General features: G+C 44.8%; 20 protein-coding genes. 13 read left to right on the top strand and 7 right to left on the bottom strand.

Annotated elements, in window-relative coordinates; all coding sequences use genetic code 11:
- Positions 1-55 precede the first annotated feature (55 nt).
- Positions 56-1,330: a bifunctional phosphopantothenoylcysteine decarboxylase/phosphopantothenate--cysteine ligase CoaBC gene (gene coaBC / locus ACS72_RS09730; protein WP_048881987.1), complete on the top strand. Its 1,275-nt coding sequence runs from the start codon at positions 56-58 to the stop codon at positions 1,328-1,330.
- A gap of 202 nt (positions 1,331-1,532) precedes the next feature.
- On the top strand, positions 1,533-2,036 hold the full coding sequence (locus ACS72_RS09725; RefSeq protein WP_048881986.1) for a hypothetical protein: 504 nt from the start codon (positions 1,533-1,535) through the stop codon (positions 2,034-2,036).
- Positions 2,037-2,092: 56 nt separating this feature from the next.
- On the opposite strand, the gene dusA is transcribed toward ACS72_RS09725, so the two are convergent.
- Positions 2,093-3,118, bottom strand: coding sequence for a tRNA dihydrouridine(20/20a) synthase DusA (gene dusA, locus ACS72_RS09720; protein WP_004816026.1), 1,026 nt, complete (start codon positions 3,116-3,118; stop codon positions 2,093-2,095).
- Between the two features lie 270 nt (positions 3,119-3,388).
- On the opposite strand from dusA, the gene ACS72_RS09715 reads away from it, so the two are divergent.
- Complete coding sequence (locus tag ACS72_RS09715) at positions 3,389-4,033, top strand: hypothetical protein (RefSeq protein WP_048881985.1); 645 nt, start codon at positions 3,389-3,391, stop codon at positions 4,031-4,033.
- A gap of 7 nt (positions 4,034-4,040) precedes the next feature.
- Here ACS72_RS09715 and ACS72_RS09710 read toward each other — a convergent pair whose 3' ends face one another.
- Positions 4,041-5,231 carry an MFS transporter gene (locus ACS72_RS09710; protein WP_048881984.1) on the bottom strand — a complete coding sequence of 397 codons (1,191 nt, stop codon included), beginning with the start codon at positions 5,229-5,231 and terminating at the stop codon, positions 4,041-4,043.
- Between the two features lie 950 nt (positions 5,232-6,181).
- On the opposite strand from ACS72_RS09710, the gene ACS72_RS09705 reads away from it, so the two are divergent.
- The 5 genes from ACS72_RS09705 (at position 6,182) to ACS72_RS09685 (ending at position 11,349) form a co-directional block, all read left to right on the top strand.
- Positions 6,182-7,309, top strand: a complete 1,128-nt coding sequence (locus ACS72_RS09705) for a Re/Si-specific NAD(P)(+) transhydrogenase subunit alpha (protein WP_008304924.1) — start codon at positions 6,182-6,184, stop codon at positions 7,307-7,309.
- Positions 7,310-7,320: 11 nt separating this feature from the next.
- Entirely contained in the window at positions 7,321-7,644 is a 324-nt protein-coding gene (locus ACS72_RS09700; RefSeq protein ID WP_004783638.1) for a proton-translocating transhydrogenase family protein, read from the top strand.
- Between the two features lie 3 nt (positions 7,645-7,647).
- Complete coding sequence (locus ACS72_RS09695) at positions 7,648-9,093, top strand: NAD(P)(+) transhydrogenase (Re/Si-specific) subunit beta (RefSeq protein WP_004816035.1); 1,446 nt, start codon at positions 7,648-7,650, stop codon at positions 9,091-9,093.
- A gap of 291 nt (positions 9,094-9,384) precedes the next feature.
- A complete protein-coding gene (locus tag ACS72_RS09690) occupies positions 9,385-10,719 on the top strand; it encodes an ammonium transporter (RefSeq protein WP_008304926.1) in 1,335 nt (444 codons plus the stop codon).
- Between the two features lie 18 nt (positions 10,720-10,737).
- On the top strand, positions 10,738-11,349 hold the full coding sequence (locus ACS72_RS09685; RefSeq protein ID WP_004891387.1) for a hypothetical protein: 612 nt from the start codon (positions 10,738-10,740) through the stop codon (positions 11,347-11,349).
- A gap of 75 nt (positions 11,350-11,424) precedes the next feature.
- On the opposite strand, the gene rsfS is transcribed toward ACS72_RS09685, so the two are convergent.
- From rsfS to ACS72_RS09660, 5 genes are all read right to left on the bottom strand, one after another.
- Positions 11,425-11,829 carry a ribosome silencing factor gene (gene rsfS / locus ACS72_RS09680; protein ID WP_004816041.1) on the bottom strand — a complete coding sequence of 135 codons (405 nt, stop codon included), beginning with the start codon at positions 11,827-11,829 and terminating at the stop codon, positions 11,425-11,427.
- A gap of 88 nt (positions 11,830-11,917) precedes the next feature.
- Entirely contained in the window at positions 11,918-12,700 is a 783-nt protein-coding gene (locus ACS72_RS09675) for a hydroxypyruvate isomerase family protein (RefSeq protein WP_048881983.1), read from the bottom strand.
- Positions 12,701-12,745: 45 nt separating this feature from the next.
- Positions 12,746-13,609 carry an NAD(P)-dependent oxidoreductase gene (locus ACS72_RS09670; protein ID WP_048881982.1) on the bottom strand — a complete coding sequence of 288 codons (864 nt, stop codon included), beginning with the start codon at positions 13,607-13,609 and terminating at the stop codon, positions 12,746-12,748.
- Between the two features lie 32 nt (positions 13,610-13,641).
- A complete protein-coding gene (locus tag ACS72_RS09665; protein WP_026056767.1) occupies positions 13,642-14,430 on the bottom strand; it encodes a crotonase/enoyl-CoA hydratase family protein in 789 nt (262 codons plus the stop codon).
- 99 nt (positions 14,431-14,529) lie between these two features.
- Positions 14,530-17,340, bottom strand: a complete 2,811-nt coding sequence (locus tag ACS72_RS09660) for an ATP-binding protein (protein WP_048881981.1) — start codon at positions 17,338-17,340, stop codon at positions 14,530-14,532.
- A gap of 368 nt (positions 17,341-17,708) precedes the next feature.
- Here ACS72_RS09660 and cysM point away from each other — a divergent pair, with 368 nt between their 5' ends.
- The 5 genes from cysM (at position 17,709) to ACS72_RS09635 (ending at position 23,966) form a co-directional block, all read left to right on the top strand.
- On the top strand, positions 17,709-18,638 hold the full coding sequence (gene cysM / locus ACS72_RS09655; RefSeq protein ID WP_004891398.1) for a cysteine synthase CysM: 930 nt from the start codon (positions 17,709-17,711) through the stop codon (positions 18,636-18,638).
- 18 nt (positions 18,639-18,656) lie between these two features.
- Positions 18,657-19,475 (top strand): 3'-5' exonuclease, encoded by an 819-nt coding sequence (locus tag ACS72_RS09650; RefSeq protein ID WP_008304936.1) that lies wholly within the window; start codon positions 18,657-18,659, stop codon positions 19,473-19,475.
- Between the two features lie 6 nt (positions 19,476-19,481).
- Positions 19,482-20,858 carry a 23S rRNA (uracil(1939)-C(5))-methyltransferase RlmD gene (rlmD, locus tag ACS72_RS09645; protein WP_008304938.1) on the top strand — a complete coding sequence of 459 codons (1,377 nt, stop codon included), beginning with the start codon at positions 19,482-19,484 and terminating at the stop codon, positions 20,856-20,858.
- 44 nt (positions 20,859-20,902) lie between these two features.
- Positions 20,903-23,212 (top strand): bifunctional (p)ppGpp synthetase/guanosine-3',5'-bis(diphosphate) 3'-pyrophosphohydrolase, encoded by a 2,310-nt coding sequence (locus ACS72_RS09640; protein WP_005223232.1) that lies wholly within the window; start codon positions 20,903-20,905, stop codon positions 23,210-23,212.
- Between the two features lie 103 nt (positions 23,213-23,315).
- The gene (locus tag ACS72_RS09635; RefSeq protein ID WP_004891409.1) at positions 23,316-23,966 is read left to right on the top strand and encodes a hypothetical protein; all 651 of its coding nucleotides are present in this window, start codon (positions 23,316-23,318) and stop codon (positions 23,964-23,966) included.
- Positions 23,967-24,004: the final 38 nt, after the last annotated feature.

Raw genomic sequence — 24,004 nt, 5'->3', positions numbered from 1 at the left:
ATGATCTTATTTAATGCTATTGTGAGCGCCACTGCAACAGAAAGGTAGCCTGTTTGTGAGCTTCGACGTAAGTGTAATTCCTCATAAAAATATTATTTTAGCTGTGACAGGCGGTATTGCTGCCTATAAAAGTGCAATTCTGGTCCGTCGTCTGAAAGATGCCGGTTTTAATGTTCTTGTGGTCATGACTCAAGGCGCACAGGCCTTTATCACGCCGCTGACGTTCCAGGCACTGTCGGGTAATCCTGTCCATACTGAATTACTGGATCCAGAAGCTGAAGCAGGCATGGGGCATATTGAACTGGCACGCTGGGCGGACCTGTTACTGGTCGCCCCAGCAAGCTGCGATACTTTGGCCAAATTCGCTGCCGGTCTGGCCGATGATTTGCTCAGTACACTTTATCTGGCGACCAACGCACCGGTCTGGGTAGCGCCAGCCATGAATCAGCAGATGTGGGCAGCCAAGCCGACGCAACGTAACTTAGCCACTTTGATTGAAGATGGCGTGCATGTGATTATGCCGGATGCAGGTTCACAGGCCTGTGGTGATGTAGGTTTGGGCCGTATGCCAGAACCGGAAGATCTGGCACGTCAGGTAACCGAGTATTTTCATAAGGCACAACGAGCGATTGCAGAAAAATTTGGTCAGCTTGCAGGAAAGCGGGTTACGATTACAGCAGGTCCAACGCGTGAAGCGATTGACCCGGTTCGTTATATTTCCAATCACAGTACCGGAAAAATGGGTTTTGCCTTGGCGGCAGCCTGTTATGCTGCCGGTGCGGATGTAACACTGATTGCAGGACCAGTGACGCTGGATACGCCAAATGGCGTCAAACGTAAAAATGTCAGCTCAGCCGTGAAAATGCTGGATGAAAGTCTGCATATGCTAGAACAGGGCTGTGATATTTTCATTGCGACCGCTGCGGTTGCGGATTACCGCGTAGCACAAGTGGCAGAACATAAGATTAAAAAAGCCGGTGATGAGCTGAATGTCGCACTGATCAAAAATCCGGATATCGTTGCAACCATTGCCCAACAGGAAAAACGTCCATTTATGGTTGGCTTTGCCGCAGAAACACGAAATATTGAAGAATATGCAGCTGGCAAACTGGTCGCTAAAAAACTGGATATGATTGCTTGCAATGACGTTTCCCGTGCAGATATTGGCTTTGCCTCAGATGAAAATGCCATGACGGTATTCTTTGCAGAATCTTATCATATGGAAAAACGTGATCTGGAAAAGGCTTCCAAACAGGAAATTGCCCAGCAACTGGTTGAAGCCATTCATGATGCCCTACATCATGATCCTTCTAAGGATGATGATTTCTAAGTTATTTTATAAAAAAGCCCTGCATAGTCAGGGCTTTTTTATTTCTGCAGAATTGACTGAATGTTCAAAAGAAAACCAAGTATTTTGACCTTGAAAGACACTTTTGGCTATTTCGTGCCCAGTTTGAAAAAGATAAAATCACTCTATAAGAATCAGAATTTTTTTATTTTCCAGCCTCACTAATTTGAGCACTGGGGGTGGTATGAAAAGAATAAGTCTATTGTTTCTGACCTTGCTATTGTTTTCCTGCAGTTACTTTGTCTCTATTGATGAACTGTCGCGCAATATTCAGTCTCAGATGCAACGTGAATTTAATTCCAGTTTGGATTATCGCCATTACCGGTTAAAAGTCATGGATGTAAAAATCATGGAACGTTCTAGTGATCATTTTCAGGCCATTTCTCAGATACAATATCAAGGCCAATCTTTTCCAGTTAAGGTCTCTATTCAGAAGGTGGAGCAGGGTTATAGCTGGCAGCTGGAAGATGATGCTTTTGCCTTTATTGATGAAGTTGAAATTCAGCGTTATGAACAGCAGTTACAGCAGGAACTGGCTATGATTTCTGCAGAATTCGAACAAGATGAAGGTTTTGGGGACGAGAAGGTCAATGAGATCACTGAGGCTGCAACGCGGGAATCCAGGACGACATCACAGCGGGTTGAAGAACCCATTCCTGTGGGAAATATTACCGCTTATACCCAATAAATTCTCTAGTCAAAAAACCTTAATAAAAAAGCACCGGGGAAACGGTGCTTTTTAAATTAAAGATTCTGGGTTTGCTGTTCGAGCAGATAGTCTTCAGTGCGTTTGATCGCCTCCTGAATATTGAACAAGGCATTTTCTACATCTTTTAAGGTTTTGGCATTACCACCGCTTAATGCCTGACGCCATTTACGCGCACCTGGCAAGTTCTGGAACAAGCCCAGAATATGACGGCTAATAATCGAGAGTGGTGCACCTTCTGCCATACGCTGGGCAATATACGGCATCATTTGTTGCATGATCTCAAAACGATCAGGAGCTTCAAGATTCCAAAGTTGGCCTAACTCGGCCAGTAAATACGGATTGTGATAGGCTTCGCGACCAATCATTACGCCATCCACATGTTTTAAGTGTTCAACCGTTTCCGCATAGGTTTTGATCCCGCCATTGATTTCAATCAGCAGCTCAGGACGTTCCTGTTTTAAACGGTAAACATCTTCATAACGTAATGGGGGAACTTCACGATTTTCCTTCGGGGATAGGCCTTGTAACAGGGCAATTCGGGCATGCACGATAAAATTATTACAACCCGTCTTCGCTACGGTATCGACAAAATGCAGCATCTCTTCATAAGACTGCATATCATCAATCCCGATACGATGTTTCACCGTCACCGGAATATCCACGGCATTGCGCATCTCACCAATACATTCTGCGACTAGATCAGGCTCCGCCATCAGGCAGGCACCAATTTTATTGTTCTGTACCCGGTCACTTGGACAGCCGACATTCAGGTTGACTTCGTTATACCCCCAATCCTGTGCCATTTTACTACAGGTGGCCAGGTCTTTGGGATTAGAGCCGCCAAGCTGTAACACAACGGGCTGTTCCTGCTGATTAAAGTCCAGATGACGTTTGGCATCACCATGAATGATGGCGCCTGTCGTTACCATCTCGGTATAGAGAATAATATTGGGATTAAACAGACGTGCAAAGAAACGATAATCTTTGGTGGTCCAATCCATCATCGGCGCAACACTGATTCGTGGTTGAAGTTGTTGTTCAATGGTCTTGAGATCAGTCATTCAAAATCACGCCTTAAGTTAGAAATGGAAGAGACAGCACGCCGTTGGGGCTTTGGGCGCTCACCGGCAGTGATACGGCCAGTAAAAGAGGGCGCAATATTAGCATAAAAATAATCAGGCTTCATGGCTGAGTACTAGCACTGCAAGAAAGCCTTCTAGGAAATTAAAAAGTATTGAATTCATTCAAATAGATGCAGAGGTCAAGGAATAGTTTACTAAACAGTAAAAGAGTTTAAGATTAAGAAAACAGGATAAAAAAGGAGAAAAATAATGATGTTACTAGAAGAGATTTACAAAACAACAAAAGCTCAGCGTTCAGAATATTTCAATCTGCGTATTCAACGCAGTCTAAGCTGGTTCAGAAAAGCGGTAGAGTTACAGGCCGATTATGATTTTCAGTTTCTGAGCCTGTGGATTGGTCTGAATGCTCTTTATGTACAGGAAAATGAAGATAGTCTTGATCAGCAGGCCTTATCACAATTTCTCCATCTCATCCTTAGCAAGGATCAGGAGAAAAGAATTTCTCAAATTTTATTGGGTCGCTATGAGATTACGCTGCATGCACTATTGAATAATCAATATCTCACTCAGCACTTTTGGGATTATCAACACAATAAGATTAGCCAAAGTAATTGTCGTGAAATGCTGAAGCAACAAAAAATAGAGGCTCAACAAGCGCTAGGACAGCAGGATATATTGAAGATGCTGTCAGAAGTTTTTAAGCGTTTCACTATTTTAAGGCAACAAATTCTGCAGGGTGGAGTGAGTTATGCCAGCGCCCTCAGTCGCAAGCAGATGCAGGAAAGTTGTAGTCTATTTTCAGCCTTGCTGAACACCTTTATCTATATATTGCTGGAACATGCAGCAGTAATGGATTCCGGCAAAGCCTACTATCCAGTGGTTCAAGTAAATTAGATGATCATTAGTTGGTTTTTACACGCGCATGATAAAACTGATCAATCAGGGCAAAGACGGTGGCAGCTAGTGCAAATATGAATCCAGTCAGGCAGCTCATGCTCCAGCCACCATGATGCCACGCGTATACTCCCGCTGCAGAGCCACAGGCACCTCCAATAAAATACAGGGTCATATAAATAGAGTTAATCCGGGATTTGGCATCCGGACGCAGGCGGAAAATTACATTCTGGTTACAGCTATGGGTAATCGCCAGTCCCAAATTAATTAGCGCATAACCTACAATATAGCTAATCAACGATGTGCCACCAAAATAGAGAAACAGCCAGCTGCCTGCCAGGATTGAACAGCCAATCCAGCTCAGCAGTTTGATATAACCTCGGTCCGCCCATTTACCAATCATTTGGGTTGATAATGCACCAAAGACTCCCACTAAAGTGACTAATCCCACCATAACATCTGCCAGATGAAAGGGAGACTGTGTCAATAGCAGGGCAATGGTAGAGAACAGAATACTCATCGCAGCAAAGGCAAAGGCACCGGTAAGGGAACGAAATACCAGTCGTGGTTCTTGGGCCAACAGACTGCCCATGGAGTGGAGAATTCTGGCATAACTGATTCTGAATTTTGGCAGGGTCGGTAGCTGACCACGTAAATAGACTCCCAAGAACAGCATCGAGACTGAACTCACTGCATAGATGACTTTCCAGTGGAACAAGTCAGAGAGTAATCCGGCAATACTGGTCGACAGCAAAATCCCGACCAATAAACCACTCATCAGAAAGCCAATCACTTCACCAGTTTTTTCCGGTTTAACGGTCATAGCAGCTAAAGGAATCAGTACCTGTGCCGCGACAGAAAATAAACCGGCGATAACCGTCCCTAACCAGAGCATGGGCAAATTGATTGCTGTGGCACAGATCATTAGTCCCAGCGCAGCCCCCCACATCAGGGCAGGAATCAGCTTGGTCTTATTCAGCATGTCACCCAATGGAACGATGAACAGCAGGCCCAGTGCATAAGACACCTGAGCAAAGGTCACGGTCAGGGCGACTTGCGATTCAGGTACCTGATAATATTGCTGAATTGATGAAATCAGAGGCTGACAGTAATAATTCGCCCCAGCACATAGACCACATGCAATTGCCATCAGCCAGAGCAAAGGTTTATTTTGACTGATATCCAGTGAAGGATTCATGACAGCTACCTTATAAGAAGCAGAAGACTATTTTTGATAATGGCATCAAAAAGATGCAAAGATTGCAGGCACTATAGGTCAAAATAGCACATGATAAAAGTAGAAAAATACAACAGAAATTGAAGACAGATCTGGTTATTACCATCTCTGAATATCTTCAAAACCATAACTGATGCGTATTTAATCTTTTTTTCTTGCAAAGAATCTTAAGTTGTCGAAACGGCACTGAAGAAAAACATTGCAATTAAGTCAGAGATAAAAAATATTCTATTGCACAAATATAGTGCAAATTTGACAATTTATGATGCTGAGCCAGTTTAAGGTATTAATATAATAAATGACTCAAAAATTATTTTTTAACGATTATTAGTGTAGTTTTAGACTTGAGTAGAATAAGTCAAAAGAGCCAATTAAATGAAACATTAAATTCAACTGATTTAAAAATTTTATGATTAAAAAAGGAAAAAGTTATAGGAAAACATGGTTTTCAGGGGTTCCAAATGAATCAGTATAATTCAGTTAAATTTGTCAAAGAAGTCAAGGAATCAAAAAGTACCCAATAAAAGTGCCTAAATTAGGGCATTCTGGCATGCCGGAAAAGGGAAGGAGTACAGCAAAAAAAATGGAATGACTGTCAGAATGATCAATGTAACAAAGTACAACGAAAATTAAGCTAAGAAAAAATGAACATAAAAGGAAATATCCTTCAAGAGAATGAATATCGTTTATAAATTCAGCAGATCAAAAAATCAGGGCTTAACTTATAAATGATATATGACAACATCATTTTTATGAATCATCAGTTCAAAATATGGCTATTTATTAAATAAATATTGGGTAGTATTTTGGAATAGTTTGATTAGAATCCAAAAAATCAACAAAACACATCCTGAGGGGAAACATCGTTTTTGCGATGTTTACTTAAGAAAAAATTAGCTTGAGGGACGCTCATGCAAATCGGAATTCCAGCCGAAACTGTCGTCGGTGAACATCGTGTCGCTGCGACACCTGAGACAGTAAAGAAATTGATCAGCGCTGGTCATAGCGTGATTATCGAACGTGGTGCAGGGGTAAAAGCTGCCTATATCGATAGTGCGTATGAACAGGTTGGTGCAAAAATTACGGATGATGCCTATACCGGTAGCCAGATGATTTTGAAAGTTCGTGCACCGAAAGGTGAAGAAATTCAAAAATTACCTGCGAATGCTACGGTGGTGGCGATGTTTGACCCATACCGCAATACCGAGCTTGACCATTTCGCGGCACAGAATGTGTCTGCATTTGCATTGGAACTTTTGCCACGTACTTTATCCCGTGCGCAAAACATGGATGTCCTGTCTTCTCAGGCAAACCTGTCGGGTTATAAAGCAGTGCTTCTTGCTGCAGCAGAATACCAGCGCATGTTCCCGATGCTGATGACTGCTGCAGGGACGGTAAAACCGGCTCGTGTCGTGATCATGGGGGTAGGGGTGGCAGGTCTGCAAGCGATTGCAACTGCAAAACGTCTCGGTGCTGTTGTAGAAGCAACTGACTTGCGTCCTACAGCAAAAGACCAGGTTGAATCTTTGGGCGGTAAGTGGTTAGACGTACCGATGTCTGAAGAAGAACAACAAAAAGCAGCTGATGCGGCTAAAAATGGTTATGGCTGGATGCCTGGTGAACAGTACATCAAGGATCAAGCGATCATCGTTGATAAAGCAGTTTCCAATGCGGATATTGTGATCACGACTGCATTATTGCCAGGTCGTGATGCACCGCGCTTAATCCGTGCCGAGACCGTTGCCAAAATGAAACCAGGTTCAGTCATTTTAGATATGGCGGTTGAAACTGGCGGTAATGTAGAAGGCTCTCAATGCGGTGAAACGGTTGTGACTGAAAATGGCGTGAAGATTCTGGGTATTCCAAATATTCCTTCAACCTTGTCGACTGAAGCATCTGCACTGTATGCACGTAACGTTTTGAACTTCGTTGAAACTTTATTTGATAGCGAAAAGAATTTTGCCATCAATCCAGAAGAAGAAATTCAGAAAGCCCTACTCGTCACTCACGGCGGCCAAGTGCTGTTAAAGCGTGGTTAAGGAGAGTACTCATGGTTGAAACTATTACGATTTTTGTCCTTGCCATCTTTGTAGGTTACTACGTGGTATGGGGCGTGACTCCAGCTTTGCATACGCCGTTGATGGCGGTAACCAATGCACTTTCTTCAATCATTATCGTAGGGGCGATGATTCAGACTGTTGGTTTACCCATGGTCGGTGTTGAAGGCAGTGTAGACTTCCAGACCATTAACGTGGTGAGTGTACTGGGCGCGATTGCAGTATTCCTGGCGAGCATTAACATTTTCGGTGGCTTTGCCGTAACTGCACGTATGCTGGAAATGTTCAAACCAAAACAAAAGAAAAAAGAGGGCTAATTGATGGAATTCATTCGTGAATATGCAAATTGGTTCTATTTGATTGGTGCCATTCTCTTTATCTTGACGCTACGTGGTTTGTCAGGTCCTAAAACAGCAATTGCAGGTAACCGCTACGGTATGCTTGCCATGGCGATTGCGGTATTGACGACTTTCTTTGTCGCAGAAAATCCGGTGATCTGGATGATTCTTGGCGCAATGGTGCTTGGTGCGATCGTCGGTATTGCCCGTGCGAAAACTGTACCTATGACTCAAATGCCTGAAACTGTCGCGCTGATGCACTCTCTGGTAGGTTTGTCCGCGGTTTTGATTGCTATTGCTGCGATTATCCATAACAACAAGTTAATCGAATTGGGTCCAGACCTTTTAGCTGCAAATGGGGTAACTTTCCATGAAATGAGCAAAGTGCATTTGTTCGAACTCTTCGTGGGTTGTTTCGTCGGTGCGATTACTTTTACTGCCTCTGTATTTGCTTACGGTAAACTGGCTGCGAAGAAATGGGCAAAAACCATTTCAGGTGCTTGGGTAAAACCAGTTCAGGCATTGATCTTTATCGCAATGCTGGCAGCAGGGATTCACTTCTTCCTGACTGGTAACATGACATCCTTCTGGGCAATGACTGGTCTAGCACTGGTATTCGGTTGGGTATGGATTGCACCAGTCGGTGGCGGTGATATGCCAGTTGTGGTATCGCTTCTGAACTCTTTCTCTGGTTGGGCAGCTGCAGGTATCGGTTTTACTCTAGAAAACAACATGCTGATCGTTGCTGGTTCGCTGGTGGGTTCTTCAGGTGCAATTCTGTCTTATATCATGTGTAAAGCGATGAACCGTTCGATCATCAACGTTCTGTTCGGTGGTGCGATGGGCGGAACCGCAACTGCGACAGCGGGTGCAGGCGAGCAGGTACAACGTAATCATCGCTCAGGTTCTGCAGATGATGCCGGCTTCCTGATGTCGAATGCAGACAGTGTAGTCATTGTACCTGGTTATGGTATGGCGCAAGGTCGTGCACAAAATGCGGTGAAAGAGTTAGCGAACCTGTTAAAAGAGCAGGGTGTGACTGTACGTTTCGCGATTCACCCGGTTGCAGGTCGTATGCCTGGGCATATGAACGTATTGCTGGCTGAAGCTGACGTGCCATATGAAGACATTCTGGAAATGGATGAGATCAACTCTGACTTCCCGGCAACAGATGTAGTACTGGTAATCGGTGCGAATGACGTGGTTAACCCGGCGGCCAAAGACGATCCAAGCTCACCAATTTACGGTATGCCAATTCTGGAAGCGCACAAGGCACGTACGATTTTGGTGATCAAGCGTTCTATGGCAACAGGGTATGCTGGTTTAGACAATGACCTGTTCTATAACGATAAGACCATGATGATCTTTGGTGATGCCAAGAAAGTTGTGGAAGATATGACCAAAGCCATTAATGGTACGGGTCACTAATTCCTAAAATCTTCTTCCAGATCCTCTTTTGTAAAAGAAAGGTCGAGATGAATTAAAAGATTTAGAAAAAAACCACCTTCGGGTGGTTTTTTTATTTTTGCTCTTATTTTTTATGCACCACAGTTAATTGATATTTGATCGCAGATAAATATTTATCTTGTGAATTAGGAATTATTTATTTGTGAAAATTTGATAGGTTTATCATTAAATTGCTTCTTCAAATAATTTTAAAATTCATAAATTGTATGGCATTGTTCTTGCTATTCCCTCATTAAGAGCTAGGGGGATTACATGACAAAAATAAAATATTTAGGGTTTTTACTGGGGCTACTGAGTTTACCTATCTATGCAGCTGAACCAGCAGAAATGGTAAAAAATATCCAGGAAATCCGGATATCGCTGGACAGTGTCTGGGTGGTGATGGGCGGTATTCTGGTGTTCTTCATGCAGGCAGGTTTTGCACTGATTGAGAGCGGATCAGTCAGAAGTAAAAATAGTGTGAATGTTTTAATGAAAAATTATATGGATGCCTGTCTTGGAGGGCTGGTTTTCTGGCTGATAGGTTTTGGGCTTATGTTCGGGATTAATCATACCGGGTGGTTTGGTAGCTCACATTTTGCACCGGATAATTTAGATAGCTGGAGCTGGAATTTACTCTTCTTCCAAATGATGTTTGCCGCAACAGCAACCACCATTGCCAGTGGTGCCATGGCAGAGCGTATTCATTTTGTCGCCTATGTGGTGAGTGCCGCTTTTGTGAGTGGCTTAATTTATCCAGTTTTTGGCAGTTGGGCGTGGGGGAGTCTATTTGAGGGTGAAGGCTGGCTCAAAGCCATGGGCTTTATTGATTTTGCTGGTTCAACTGTAGTGCATTCGATTGGTGGCTGGGTTGCTTTGGCGGGCATTATTGTATTGGGTCCACGTATAGGGCGTTTTGGCCGTAATGGTCAAGTGCACTATTTACCCGGCCATAATCTGCCTTTAATTGCCTTGGGTGGTTTTATTTTGTGGTTAGCCTGGTTTGGCTTCAATGCCGCTTCTACAGTCAACGCCGATGTCAGCATCGGGCGGATTGCTTTAAATACCCATCTCGCAGCGTGTGCGGCGGCAGTGGCTTATATGCTATTTGCCCTGGTACGACGTAAAGCAATTTTAATAAGGACTACGATTAATGCTTCCTTAGGTGGGCTAGTGGGGATTACAGCGGGTTGCGCCACAATGAGTCCTATGTTTGCTGTTATAACCGGACTGGTAGCAGGGTTGCTGGTTAGTGTATTGCCAGCACTACTCGAGAAAATGCGTATTGATGATGTGGTGGATGCTGTCACTGTACATGGCTTTTGTGGTGCTTGGGGGACGCTAGCTGCGGGTATCTTTTATGAAAGTAAAATGTTTGATAGCAGCATTATTGCTGTTCAGGCAGTAGGCGTTGGTGCCGGATTTGCCTGGGGCTTCGGGGTGGCATTTATTGTATTTAAAGTGCTGCATATTATTTTAGGTGGTTTACGTGTGAGTGCACAGCACGAGCAGCGTGGTCTGGACTATACCGAGCATGCTGAACTGTCTTATCCAGAATTCCAGCGAGATGTAACTTTCGATACGGATCACATTACCAAACGACATTAATGGATAGGAGGGTATAACATGAATGCAGAAGTGCTCAATCTAGAACAGCGCCGCCAGGCTATTCAGCGTGGGCTACAGCATTATTTTCAAGGACCTCACCTGGAACAGATCGTAGGATATTGGGAACAGGAATATAGCGGGCAGCCTGCTTTTGTACTGAATCGCTTTCTTAGCGAGATTTGTACTACAGAAGAGCTTAAGCAGAACCGGAAAGATATGCTTAAACAGGTACTGCATGAACTGACCATTCTGGAAAAAAGTGAATGGATCGAGTCTGAAGATACAGAGGCAGTATCTCTTAATCAGAAGGCACAGTACCAGGCTTATATTGAGTTTGGAGAATCAGTTCTTGATCAGGTCAAGCTAGAAGATCAGCAAGACTTTTATAGGGAGCTGGCACAACAACTGGTACAAGACCGGATTTTGTTCCAGGAAACTATTCAGAAATTGCAGAAAAGTGCGGATTTGCTGAGCTATGTATCTTCAAAACTTTATGCACAAGCCATTACCAGTCTATATCAGGTATTCTGTGACTTCTATGGCCCACAACGTAGTGATCAGGTCTATGCTCAGGCCAAGAATTTGATCAAACAAAAATATCCAGAAGCTAATTTACAGCAACTGCTTTGAATCTTTTTGGTTAAAGTTTATTTTGAGCCAATAAAAAAAGCGGCCTCCATGGGCCGCTTTTTTTAAGAATCTGTTTTATGCCACTGAATCTGCAGGAGCATTGCTCCACAGGCTTTCTAGGTCATAGAATTTACGCGCTGTAGGAAGCATGCAGTGAACCACTACATATCCGAGGTCTAGGAGAATCCATTCAGCATCACGTTCGCCTTCGATGCCAAGTGGACGGAAGCCAGCTTTACGTGCTTCTTCAGCAACATTGTTGGCAAGAGATTTGATGTGACGGGTAGAGGTACCGCTGGCAATGACCATGGCATCAGCAACATTGCTCATACCGCTGACATCAAGCACAACAACTTCTTTGGCCTTTACATCTTCAAGTGCAGCATGCACAACTTTCAAGCAGTCTTGTACAGTCTGTAAGTGTGAATTCATAGTAAGATCGTGAGAATTAGAAGCGCTGGGCGATGGTTCTAAATTCATGGGGGATATAATTTCCTAACAATTATGCATGGTCTAATATAGCGGTTTTGCCCCGAAATTTCAAATCAGCACATTGTTCGGTTTGTAATCAATCTGCAAAATATCGGGTCTTCCAGCCAAAAGACGCTGCTGAATGCTTCAGCGGGCGATATTCTGCTGCCACATAGCCTTGATATTGGCTATTCTCTAACCATTGAAAAATCTCGACATAATTAACAATAGCTGTACCAGGTTCATGTCGTCCTGGACAGTCTGCAAATTGAATGTGTCCAATTGTGTCAATATTCTCTTTTAAAGCTTCAAATACATCTTCACCCATCATCGCCATATGGTAACAGTCATATTGCATCTTTAAGGCTGGATGTTGGACTGCTTCGAGCATTTCCTGTGCTTGAGCTACATTTTGCACCAGGAAGCGTGGCATGTCGGTCCTATTGATCAACTCAAAGACTGGCTGAATACCATGATCTGCCAACATCGAACAGGCCATTTTTAGATTATCTGCCAATGTATTCAGGCAAGGTAACAGGTCACTATCCAGCGGCTGTTTACCTGCCAGAATATTGACGCTCGGTACTTTCAGTGCAGTTGCATATGCAATCGCTTGTTGCATCGCTTGATGAAATTCAATCTCCTTGCCGGGTATGCCAGCCAGCCCGTGACCGCCTTGCATCAAGTCACCTGCCGGGACATTGATCAGGCATAAACTCAGCTGATGCGCTGTCAACTGTGCCTGAATCTGCTCGATAGTCAGTTCATAAGGAAACTGGATTTCTACATGGTCAAAACCATGCTCACGGGCAAGGGCAAAACGCTCCAGCAGAGGAACTTCCGTAAAAATCATGGAAAGGTTGACTGCGAATTTTAACATCTGAAGCTCCTTGCACTAAATATAAAAATAATCGTGAAAATGAAGTTATTGAACGTGTTGAATGACAGTCGCCAGATCCGTTTCGCTATAGCCAGCCTCTTGATGAGCCTTGAGCTGAGATAAAGCTTGAGAAGCAACCGGAATATTCAGCGCATATGCTGCTGCAAGCTGTACTGCATTATTAAGGTCTTTGGACAAGGTCTGAACTTTCCATTGCACCGGTTCAAAGGTCTGGGTGGCCATACGCGGTGCCAGAATCTGAAACGGTTTTGAATCCGCGAAACCACCGGCCAGCGCTGGGGCAAGCAGGGTGGTATCTACTCCAGCACGTCCAGCCAGTGCCACAGCTTCGGCAATCAGTGTACTGTTTGCCGCGACAATCAGCTGATTACAGATTTTCGTCGCTTGTCCTGTACCTGAGTCACCCATGCGAGTCACGCGTTGGGAGAGGACTTGGTAAATTGCAGCTAAAGAAGAAATAGTCTGTTCATCACCGCCGGCAAAGACCACAAGACTGCCTTGTTCAGCACCGGCAGTACCGCCAGAAACTGGAGAATCAATCCAGATCACCTGTTGGGCCTGCGCACGTTGTGCCAGTTCTAACGTCTGCTGCACAGATAAACTGGAGAAATCTACAATCACCTGTTGTGCAACCAGATAAGGCTCAATCTGTTCATACACTGCTTTGACGGCTAAATCGTCCGCCAGACAGATGAGAACTACCGGATAATTTGCAATCTGATCAAGCTGCAATAACTGTGCACCTTGAGCAATTAATGCATCACAAGCAGAAGCAGTACGGTTCCAGACAGCAACTTCAAAGCCTGCCTGAATCAGCCGGCTGGCCATACGGCTACCCATCAGGCCCATACCAAGAAATGCGATTTTAGTGGTTTGATCAAACTGCATGATGCTATCCGATATCTACTGAGATGATGATCTTATGAATACTGGCGAGGCTGGAACTGGACTTCTGGATTCTTGTCTTTCTTGCGTGCCAACTGGCTGTTTTTGCCGAGGAGTAATTTTAACTGCCAGATTTTTTCCATACGTAAGGATTTGTTTGGTTGATGTTCCATGGCATCCAGCACATATTTAGACGCCATTAAAGCATCTGGAGAACGCTGCAACATTTCTTCAGCCAAGGCTTGTGCTTTTGCTAGAGGTTGCTCATCTACATGAGTGATCAGGCCGATCTGCTTGGCATAGTTACCGTCAAAAATACGCGCGGTCAGTGTCAGTTCTTTGGCTAGATCCAGACTGATTAAGCCTTTTAACGAACGACTCAGACCCATATCTGGTACTAAGCCCCAACGGCTTTCCATAATTGACATTTGAGTCTGTGGATGAGCAATCCGAATATCTGCTGCCAGTGCCAGCTGCATGCCTGCACCAAAACAATAGCCTTCCAAAGCTGCAATCACGGGAACCGGTAATTCTTGCCAGATCAAAAATGCTTTCTGAAATAGACTCTGACCCGGACGCAGCAGTTCCCAGGCTGCATAGGCACGATTTTTTGGATTATTTAAATCAGCGAGATCAATCCCGGCACTAAAGACCTGTGCTTCACCTGTCAGAATGACACAGCGGATACTTTTATCCTTTTTGATCGTGTTGGCGGTTGCAACAAGTTCACGCAATAGCGCAAAACTCATGGCATTACGTTTGTCCGGACGGTTTAAACTCACCGTAGCAATTCCATTATTTTTTTCTAAACGAACCAGTGACATGGCTAAACCCTTCATTTTTATTGCCCTGAGCATAGCATGTGCGTTAGATCACGTGCATGACACTTAAGTCACGCTTTGTGATTGTCCTTAACTTGCGCATTAGATCATATGCTTATTTAGCACCTGTTGTGCAGCCTGTTCCACCTGGCCAATGCCTGCTTTAAGCTCATCGAGGCGTTTCATCACCTCCTGAACAAAGGCTTCATCAGCTTTGCGGCGTTCTTTACGTAGGGTAGAAACAAACTGTTCAAAACTGCCTGTCAGCTGTTGCAGGTTCGGCGTACCCACATAACGTGTCGCGCCGTAGAGCCGATGCAGTACATGTTCCAGTTGTGGAAAATCTTCCAGTTCAATCAGCTGTTCTATTTCACTGAGTTCAGTTTCAAAACTGTCGACCAGCATTCTCAACAGATCTACGGCCAGATCTTCCTTATTGGCAGCCAGTTGCAGACTTTGCTGCCAGTCCAGAATATTGCTATCCAGAGCATCAATGACATTCGCACGTTCTAGCATGGGTGCCTTGCGGAAATTTTCCGTGGTCCATTGAGTCAGAATCTGGATGATCTGTTCAATCTGAATGGGCTTGGTGACATAATCATCCATGCCACCCTGTAGCAATTTATGCTTTTCATCAGACAGGGCATGTGCAGTCAGGGCAATAATCGGCAAACGTCGATGGTTTTCAAAGGTGGATTCCAGCGAGCGGATGGCACGGGTTGTATCCATGCCGGACATTACCGGCATCTGAATATCCATAAATACCAGATCAAATGCACTTAAACCTTCTTCATGACGTTGCTGGATAATATCAATCGCTTCCTGACCGCTAGTGGCCTTGGTCGTGGTGACATTCAGTTCACCCAATAGCGCTTCCAGTACAATCAGGTTGGGTAAATGGTCATCGACTGCCAATATATGCAGCCCTTGACCATTAAAGTCTTCATGAACCTCTTGATCGAATACGGGCTGGTTATTCAGGAGTTGAATCAGTGCACTACGGCTAAGTGGCTGGTAGAGCGCACGGGCACGGTATTCATTCAGCATGTTTGGATCAAGCTGCATCTGATAGCCATAGACTGCCAGATTGCCATGATAACGCGCACGAATTTCTTGTAGCAGGGCCTGACTGTCACCGCTATGATCAACGATTAGCCAGGTATTTTCAGTCGTAGTTTTTAGATGATTCAGACGGCTAAACAGATCCAGAATCGAAGCACACTCGGTATGCTTCACGTTATAGTTTTCCAGATAATGACGCAGTACATTCGCCGTCGCTGGATGTGCCAGATAAGAGACCACAGTCAGATTGCTAAAGTCTGGATGTTCGATCACATCATCTTCATCGACCAGGAACTGGGCGGTAAACCAGAAGGTTGACCCTTTCTCGGTCGGAGCGCGTTCCTGGTTATCTTCAAAGCCGATCTGGCCATGCATCAAACTGACCAGCTGTTTGGAAATCGCCAGACCCAGTCCAGTGCCACCAAACTGACGTGTAACTGAGGTATCGCCTTGAGAGAAGGATTCAAAAAGCTTCTTGCGGTCAGTGCCGCTGAGGCCGATACCACTATCCTGTACGCTAAAATGCAGCAGACATTGCCCGATATCATCGTGTTCCATTCGTACCCGCACGATGATTTCACCATCCGGTGTAAACTTGATCGCATTGGAAATCAGATTAGTCAAAATCTGCTTAAAGCGCAGTGCATCACCATTGACGCATTTTGGTACATTGTCGGCATAGTAGAAGGCCATATCGATATGCTTCTGCGCTGCCAGTGGCGAGAGCATGTCCATTACATCAAAAATCGCTTCTTCCAGATCAAACAGCGCCGTTTCAAGTTCTAGTTTACCGGCATCAATCTTGGAAAAATCTAGCACGTCATTGATCAGGGCCAGCAGATGCGCCGATGATTTACGGATGGTTTGTAAATACAGACTCTGCTCATTACTTAAATTACCCTGACGCAGCAGCAAATGAATAAAGCCATCAATACTGTTTAATGGGGTGCGTAATTCATGTGAAATATTGGCTAAAAATACTGACTTGGCCTGATTGGCAGAAATCGCCTGGTCACGGGCCTGACGGTAGGTGATGTTCTGCACTTCGAGAGTGTCGAGGGTGCGGCGCAAGTCATCTTCGGTCTGTTCAGTATGTTCGCGCAGTTCCAGAAAACTGAAATGCAGCCGTTTTACCACATTGGCAATATCGCGCTGTAACAGGCGCAGTTCACCAGTACTGTTGATGACCATATGCTGATCCAAAGTATCCGCATTCAGGCGTTGTAACTGCATGCGAATTTCATACATCGGCGCAATCCAGCGGCGCGAGTAGAAATTCAGACACAATAAAAGTAGCAACAAAGTCAACAGGCCGGTAGCAATCAATACGATCATCACGCGGTAGCGGGCAATTTCGAGGGGCTGATTGTCCAGCTCAATCGCAAGCCAGCCCGGACTGCCCGTATTGTCATTAATGCGAACCGCAAAAATGTGATTATTCTGATTGACAATCGGGCCAACAAAACTAGCTTCCAGCTTGAACTTTGGCCAAGGTGCCTGGTCCTGAAAACCAATACCGAGGCGGTTTTTGCCTTGAGGATCCAGAATTGCAGCACGAACCAGATGCTTTTCATTGAGCATGTTTTGCATGGCATTGCGTGCCTGTTCATACTGCCAGGGGGAGTAATTGACAATATCCAGCGCAGATTCAGAAGTGGCCTGAAAACGGGTCAGAATGGCAATCGCCATCTGTTTTTGCTGGGCACGGGCTGCATTGGAGGTTTCTGTCAAAACCAGTGCTGCACCCACACAAGCCAAAATTGTAATTGGCACAAAGATCAGGGCAATCAACTGGCCATAGGCATGATTTAAGTGTAGGCGTTTAAACAGCTTTTTATTGATATTTGACATGATTCAAGCAGTGTTTTCCTTATGCTCCGCATATTAGCACGCTTTAAATCTTCAGTTAAAATTTCATCAAGATTTTTCGCAATACCAAATCAAACAGACTTTTTAAGAATAAATCTGGATATGAAAAAAATTCAAATAGATAACGTATAAAATGCTAAGAAATGAAAGCCTTTAAATCTGAAATTGACCTGAGAAATATTGAAATAACAGCGTTTAATTTACAAATAAACTACTGACAGAAAAATGTTTTTTAATTTTTAGACAATGCTGCACGAGTTTTAATCGGTTTTCTGAAAAAGACTGGCTAAATGGGTGCAGGGAAATGCAAATTTTCATACAATAGCCGCACCTCGACATAGGTGCAAATAATGAGTAATACAACCCCTGATTTTCAAGCAGACGAATTTTTACTGGACTACTATGTAGGCAAAACGCCACTGGTACGTCTACAGCGTCTGGCAAATCACACTCAAGCGACAGTGTTAGCAAAGCTCGAAGGCAACAATCCTGCAGGTTCGGTGAAAGATCGTCCGGCCTATAACATGATCATGCAGGCGGAAAAGCGTGGTCAGATCAAGCCGGGTGACACCCTGATTGAGGCGACGAGTGGAAATACAGGGATTGCATTGGCGATGGTTGCGGCAATGCGCGGCTACAAAATGAAGCTGATCATGCCGAATAACATGAGTCAGGAACGTAAGGATGCGATGCGTGCTTACGGGGCCGAACTGATTGAAGTGACCAAAGAGCAAGGCATGGAAGGTGCACGTGATCTGGCACTGCAAATGCAAAACGAAGGCAAAGGCCTGGTCCTAAACCAGTTTGGTAATCCGGACAATGTTGAAGCGCATTATCTGACCACTGGTCCGGAAATCTGGCAGCAAACGGGTGGCAAGATCACTCACTTTGTCAGCTCGATGGGTACGACCGGTACTATTATGGGGGTATCTAAATACCTGAAAGAGATGAATCCAGATATTCAGATTGTTGGTTTACAACCTTCTGACGGTTCAAGTATTGCGGGGATCCGCCGCTGGCCAGAAGAGTATCTGCCAACCATTTTCGACCGTAGCCGTGTGGATCGTATTATCGATATTCCACAAATTGAAGCTGAAAAAACCATGCGCAAGCTGGCACAAAAAGAAGGGATCAGTGCTGGAACTTCTTCCGGTGGTGCAGTCTGGGCATCGATCAAGCTGGCAGAAGAAAATCCAGGTGCCGTAATCGTGTGCATTATTTGTGACCGTGGTGACCGTTATCTGTCTACAGGTTTATTCTCTGTACAAGATCCTGAATAATTCCTGAGTAATCAATTTATGCGCTTGCCTGTTTTAACGTTTGATATTGAAACCCAGACCGATCTTAAGTCAGGCGCACATCTGTTTGGCCTGGACCTGCCGGAACAAAGCCTGGATCAGGCCCTGACCAAACTGCGTCGTCAGGAATCGGGTTCTGACTTTCAGCGTCTGCCGTTACATGAAATTGTCTGTATTTCCGGACTGTGGATTGATGAGCAGGGCATGAAACTGTTTTCCTTTAGCCGGGAACAGAATTCAGAAGCTGAAATTTTACGAAAATTTTTATCGATTTTTGATAAGCGTCATCCAACCCTAGTGAGTTGGAATGGTTCACAATTTGATCTGCCCGTGATTCTTTACCGGGCCATGTACCATGGTTTGTCTGCGCCAAGTCTGTTTGATCAGGGCGAAATTGATACGCAAAAGCGCTATAATAACTATCAGAACCGCTACCATCAGCGTCATGTCGATTTGATGGATGTGATGGCCATGTTTCATGCCCGTCATTTCCAGAAACTGGATGACGTTGCGCATTTGCTCGGTTATCCAGGCAAGCGTGGCGATGGTGGCTACCATGTGCCTGAATATGTGCGTAATCAGGAATGGGACAAGCTCACCAGCTATTGTGAAGGTGATGTCCTGAATACCTGGCTAGTCTATATTCGCTGGCTGTTGTTAAAAGGACAGTTATTGCTGCCTGATTATCAACATCTGTTACAAAGCACGATCCAGTATTTGCAAACGCAACCGCAGCATGCGGACTTTTTATCGGTCTGGCGTGAAACGTCACGACGGACTGAATTTACTCAATTTGATTTTCCCATCTCCACACATTAGGTTTTCATGAAACATCGAGCTCAACCACGGCCCAAGCAGCAACCCGAATACATCTTCCAGGTTGAGTCACTATCGCACGAGGGGCGTGGCATTGCTCACTATGGTTCACATCCGGACCATCCAGCGGACAAGCACGGTAAAAAAGTTTTTATTCGTTATGCACTGCCCGGTGAAACAGTGCGTGCCCGAATCACCCGTGAAGTGAAAAAGCTGGAAGAAGCTGACTCGCTTGAATTGTTGAGTGAAGCATCAGAAATTCGCATACAGCCCCCTTGTCCACATTTTGGGATTTGTGGTGGCTGCAATATGCAGCATATCGCTCCGGATGCACAGATTGAACTTAAACAGAATGTGCTGAAATCGCATCTGCAACATTTTGCCGGGATTCAGCCGGATGAATGGCTAGCGCCATTGCGTTCACAGCGCGAAGATTACCGTCGTAAAGCCCGTATTGGCGTACGCTATTTACCTGGTAAAGACAAGCTGGTGGTGGGATTCCGTGAAAGCCAAAGTAACAAGCTGACTTCGATTGATCGCTGCATGATTCTGGATCAGGAGTTTGGCTCGGTTACACGTCTTAAACAATTGCTCCAAAGTCTAAATGGTAAGGCTGACGTTGGTCATATAGAATTGGCCATGGGTGATCAGGAAATCGCATTAGTAGTTCGTGAAACTGCACAATTACCTGAACAGGATGTCAACCAATTACGCGAATTTGCGTTACAGAAGGGGTGGCAGCTTTATATTCAGCCAGCAGGTCAAAACCAACTGACGCGTATTGATCAACCGCAATTGCCTGCGCGGCTGCATTACCGTCTGGATGATTTTGATGTTGAGTTTGGCTTTGATCCGCTAGATTTTACCCAGGTCAATTCCACAGTAAACCCGCAGATGATACGTCTGGCATGTGATTTGCTACGACTACAACCAGGAGAGCGTGTTCTGGATCTGTTTTGCGGATTAGGAAACTTTTCCTTGCCATTGGCGCGCTGTGTTGGTGCGAGTGGAAGCGTCGTAGGGGTTGAGGGTAGTGAAGAAATGGTGCAACGTGGTGCGGAAAATGCCAAAATAAATGGTATTGCACAACTTTCATTCCATTCGCAGGATTTAACCCAGGATTTTTCGCATCATTCTTGGGCAAATCAGGGTTTTGATGCATTACTAATTGATCCGCCTCGTTCAGGCGCAGAAGAAGTGATGCAATATATTCCTAAGTTTGGTGCAAAAAGAATCGTTTATGTATCATGTAACCCGGCAACTCTAGCCAGAGATGCTGGATTGCTGGTACAACAGGGGTATCGTCTGAGCAGGGCCGGTGTGATGGATATGTTCACACATACGGGCCATGTTGAGTCGATTGCCTTGTTCGAAAAAGAAAATTAAATAAACGATTAAAGAGATGATGTATATAAAAGTAGGAGAATGGTATGGTCACAGTACGTGAACAGCTGCCTGGGCGACTGAATGAGTTGTCACAGGAGGCGACTGTAGAACATGCCGATCAAGCCCTGCAGGATATGACCGAATGGTTAGATCGTGTACGCGGCATATTAGATGGGGCCCCATTAAAACAGCTCGAAGAAGTCGCCCATCTCACTTTAGAAAATGAGTTAGAAACCACGGTTCAGCATCGCTCCAATACTTTCTATACCGGTATTGAGATGGCGGATATCCTTGCCCATTTGCATGTTGATGAAGATACCTTGTCTGCAGCCATGCTGTATCGTTCGGTACGTGAAGGTGTCACACCGCTTGCAGACGTACTGGAGAAATTCGGTGAGAGTGTACATGGCCTGGTGAAAGGCACTCTGTCGATGGGTAAGCTGTCCGAGCTGATTGAAAATAACAAACGTCTGGAAGACCATTTCAACAATAACCAGCGTGAGCATTTGACCGGCATTTACAAGATGCTGATCTCAGTCACCGAAGATGTCCGTGTGGTACTGATCAAGTTGGCCGAGCGTACCTATGCATTGCGTGAACTGGCGAAATCACCTCGAGACCGTCAGGAACGTGTTGCACGCGAAATTCTGACCATCTATTCGCCACTTGCCCATCGTCTTGGTATTGCCCAGTTGAAATGGGAGCTGGAAGATCTGGCCTTCCGTTATCTGGCACCAGAACGTTATAAAGAAATTGCTTCTTTACTGAATGAAAAGCGCTTGGAGCGTGAACATTATATTCAGTTTGTGATCGACAAGTTGCGTGGTGAACTGGCTGAGCATGGCATTGAGGCCGAAATTACCGGTCGGGTCAAACACATTTATTCGATTTATCGAAAAATGAAGAGTAAGGATCTGAGTTTTGATCAGCTCTATGATATCCGTGCTGTACGTGTCCTGGTAAATTCAGTACCTGAGTGTTATCACACTTTAGGTATCGTACATCAGATCTGGCGTCATATTCCGCACCAGTTTGACGACTATATTACCAATCCGAAAGCCAATGGTTATCGCTCACTGCATACTGCCGTAATTGCAGAAAACAAATCGCTTGAAGTGCAGATTCGTACCTATCACATGCACGAAGAGGCAGAGTTAGGAGTATGTTCACACTTTAACTATAAGGAAGGGGCAAAAACCACAGACCATTCCTTTAACCATCGCCTGCATTCTTTACGTGCCGTATTGGAGCATTACCAGGAACGTAATGATGCCAGTGCACATAAAGATTCTGAGGCAGAAGTTGAGAATTTTGAACAGATTCAAGACTTTGAAGGCTTTGAGAAAATCTATGTGTTTAGCCGCGATGGAGATATTAAAGAATTGCCGCGTGGCTCAACAGTCTTGGATTTTGCCTATCATGTCCATACCGAAGTGGGTAACAAGTGCTATGCCGCACGAGTGAACCAGCGCTATGTGCCGCTGACTTATACTCTGAAAACCGGGGAACAGGTCGAGATTCTGACCAAAAAAGACCGTGAGCCAAACCGTGACTGGCTGGTGAACTCGCTTGGTTATATCAAGACTGCACGTGCACGTGACAAGTTACGTCACTGGTTCCGTCAGCAGGATCGTAGCAAGAATCTGGAAGTTGGCCGTGAAATTCTGAATAAAGAACTTTCACGTCTGGCAATCCACCCGAAATCGATCGATTTGGGTGACTATTGCAATCACTTTAATGTGAAGAGTGGCGAAGACATTCTGATTGGTATCGTAAATGGCGATATCAGCCTGCATGCGCTGATCAATCAGGTGAATCGCCATATGCACCTGGATCAGGATGAACCTGAACTGGTACTGAAGCCGGCGCTGAATCCACGTGCCAGTCATACTTTGTCTGCTCATGGTATTCTGATTGATGGCTTAGACAATGTTGAACTACATGTGGCGCAATGCTGTCAGCCTGTACATGGCGAGTCGATTGGGGGCTATATCACGCTCAATCGTGGAGTAAGCATCCATAAGGTTGCTTGTCCGGATTATGTGCGTATGATTTCGCAGGAACCAGAACGTGCGGTAGAAGCTGATTGGGAAATGCAGCCAACCCGTGGTCAGAGTGTCCAGATTGTAGTAGAAGCTTATGACCGCCGCGGTCTGCTCAAAGATCTGACGCAAGTGATCTTCTCTGATCAGATCAATATCCGTCAGGTAAATACTATTTCAGAAGCTGATGGTATTGCCAATATGAAACTATTGATCGAAGTCAAAGGTCTGGCCCAGCTGTCCAAACTGCTGGCTCGATTAGAACAGCAGCCAGGGATTATCAGTGCCCGTCGTTTGGTACAAGGTAATTAAATCTACTGATTAATTTGTCTAGAAAAGCCTGCCATTTATTGGTGGGCTTTTTTATTGTAAGGTGCTCAGTAGCACTTAATAAAAATGAAGTCACCCAATTGCGATGAGTACGACAGAACTATTTGAACGTAGACGGGAAAATCTGAGCAGGATCATTGATCAATGGATTGCCAGTCAGCGCTTTAAAACAGGCAAAGAGATCTGTGAATATTATGGCCTGTCTGCGACTTATGTCGCTCAGTTGCTGAATAGCAAGCGCCAGATTGGAGAAAAGGCGGCTCGGGAACTGGAACAGCAACTCGGCTTGAAATCTATGAGTCTGGATCAGCAAGAGCTTCAGATAGAACAAGTAAAAAATACTCTGGTTCCTCATTTATATAGCATGCAGGCGGTGGAGCAGGAACTGTTTTGCTTAAAGCCTCTGAATGCTGTTCATTATGAAATAGAGCCTACTATTCAGTTGCAGGCGAATCACTATGCGATACAGATTAATGGTGAAGCCTATGCACCTACACTAAAATCGGGTTGGTGGTTGCTATGTGACCGTCAGCAGTCAGCTCAAACAGCTGATTGGCTTTGCATACAGTTCATCAATAAATTCTGTTTAATTTTAGAATTACAGCGAGAAACTGAGCAGGAGTTACAATGTCAAAGTCTGGATGGCAAACGTCAGGTTCGTTTTCAGAAACAGGACGTTCAGCAAGCTGAGGTAGTGATCGCCATCCTGCATCCAGAACAGATTCAACGGCGATAAAAAAAGCCCATCTGTAGATGGGCTTTTCATATTTTAAA

It is taken from the genome of Acinetobacter sp. VT 511, from assembly GCF_001077515.1.
In the GTDB taxonomy this organism is placed as follows: Bacteria; Pseudomonadota; Gammaproteobacteria; order Pseudomonadales; family Moraxellaceae; genus Acinetobacter; species Acinetobacter schindleri.
The sequence above is the reverse complement of the archived record's forward strand: the minus strand, read 5'-3'. Positions and strand labels throughout refer to the sequence as shown.

Bases quoted from the DNA above. Each gene is read 5' to 3' on its own strand.
- ACS72_RS09725 (WP_048881986.1), top strand. From the start codon at position 1,533: ATGAAAAGAATAAGTCTATTGTTTCTGACCTTGCTATTGTTTTCCTGC.
- dusA (WP_004816026.1), bottom strand. From the start codon at position 3,118: ATGACTGATCTCAAGACCATTGAACAACAACTTCAACCACGAATCAGT.
- ACS72_RS09715 (WP_048881985.1), top strand. From the start codon at position 3,389: ATGATGTTACTAGAAGAGATTTACAAAACAACAAAAGCTCAGCGTTCA.
- ACS72_RS09710 (WP_048881984.1), bottom strand. From the start codon at position 5,231: ATGAATCCTTCACTGGATATCAGTCAAAATAAACCTTTGCTCTGGCTG.
- ACS72_RS09705 (WP_008304924.1), top strand. From the start codon at position 6,182: ATGCAAATCGGAATTCCAGCCGAAACTGTCGTCGGTGAACATCGTGTC.
- ACS72_RS09700 (WP_004783638.1), top strand. From the start codon at position 7,321: ATGGTTGAAACTATTACGATTTTTGTCCTTGCCATCTTTGTAGGTTAC.
- ACS72_RS09695 (WP_004816035.1), top strand. From the start codon at position 7,648: ATGGAATTCATTCGTGAATATGCAAATTGGTTCTATTTGATTGGTGCC.
- ACS72_RS09690 (WP_008304926.1), top strand. From the start codon at position 9,385: ATGACAAAAATAAAATATTTAGGGTTTTTACTGGGGCTACTGAGTTTA.
- ACS72_RS09685 (WP_004891387.1), top strand. From the start codon at position 10,738: ATGAATGCAGAAGTGCTCAATCTAGAACAGCGCCGCCAGGCTATTCAG.
- rsfS (WP_004816041.1), bottom strand. From the start codon at position 11,829: ATGAATTTAGAACCATCGCCCAGCGCTTCTAATTCTCACGATCTTACT.
- ACS72_RS09675 (WP_048881983.1), bottom strand. From the start codon at position 12,700: ATGTTAAAATTCGCAGTCAACCTTTCCATGATTTTTACGGAAGTTCCT.
- ACS72_RS09670 (WP_048881982.1), bottom strand. From the start codon at position 13,609: ATGCAGTTTGATCAAACCACTAAAATCGCATTTCTTGGTATGGGCCTG.
- ACS72_RS09665 (WP_026056767.1), bottom strand. From the start codon at position 14,430: ATGTCACTGGTTCGTTTAGAAAAAAATAATGGAATTGCTACGGTGAGT.
- ACS72_RS09660 (WP_048881981.1), bottom strand. From the start codon at position 17,340: ATGTCAAATATCAATAAAAAGCTGTTTAAACGCCTACACTTAAATCAT.
- cysM (WP_004891398.1), top strand. From the start codon at position 17,709: ATGAGTAATACAACCCCTGATTTTCAAGCAGACGAATTTTTACTGGAC.
- ACS72_RS09650 (WP_008304936.1), top strand. From the start codon at position 18,657: ATGCGCTTGCCTGTTTTAACGTTTGATATTGAAACCCAGACCGATCTT.
- rlmD (WP_008304938.1), top strand. From the start codon at position 19,482: ATGAAACATCGAGCTCAACCACGGCCCAAGCAGCAACCCGAATACATC.
- ACS72_RS09640 (WP_005223232.1), top strand. From the start codon at position 20,903: ATGGTCACAGTACGTGAACAGCTGCCTGGGCGACTGAATGAGTTGTCA.
- ACS72_RS09635 (WP_004891409.1), top strand. From the start codon at position 23,316: ATGAGTACGACAGAACTATTTGAACGTAGACGGGAAAATCTGAGCAGG.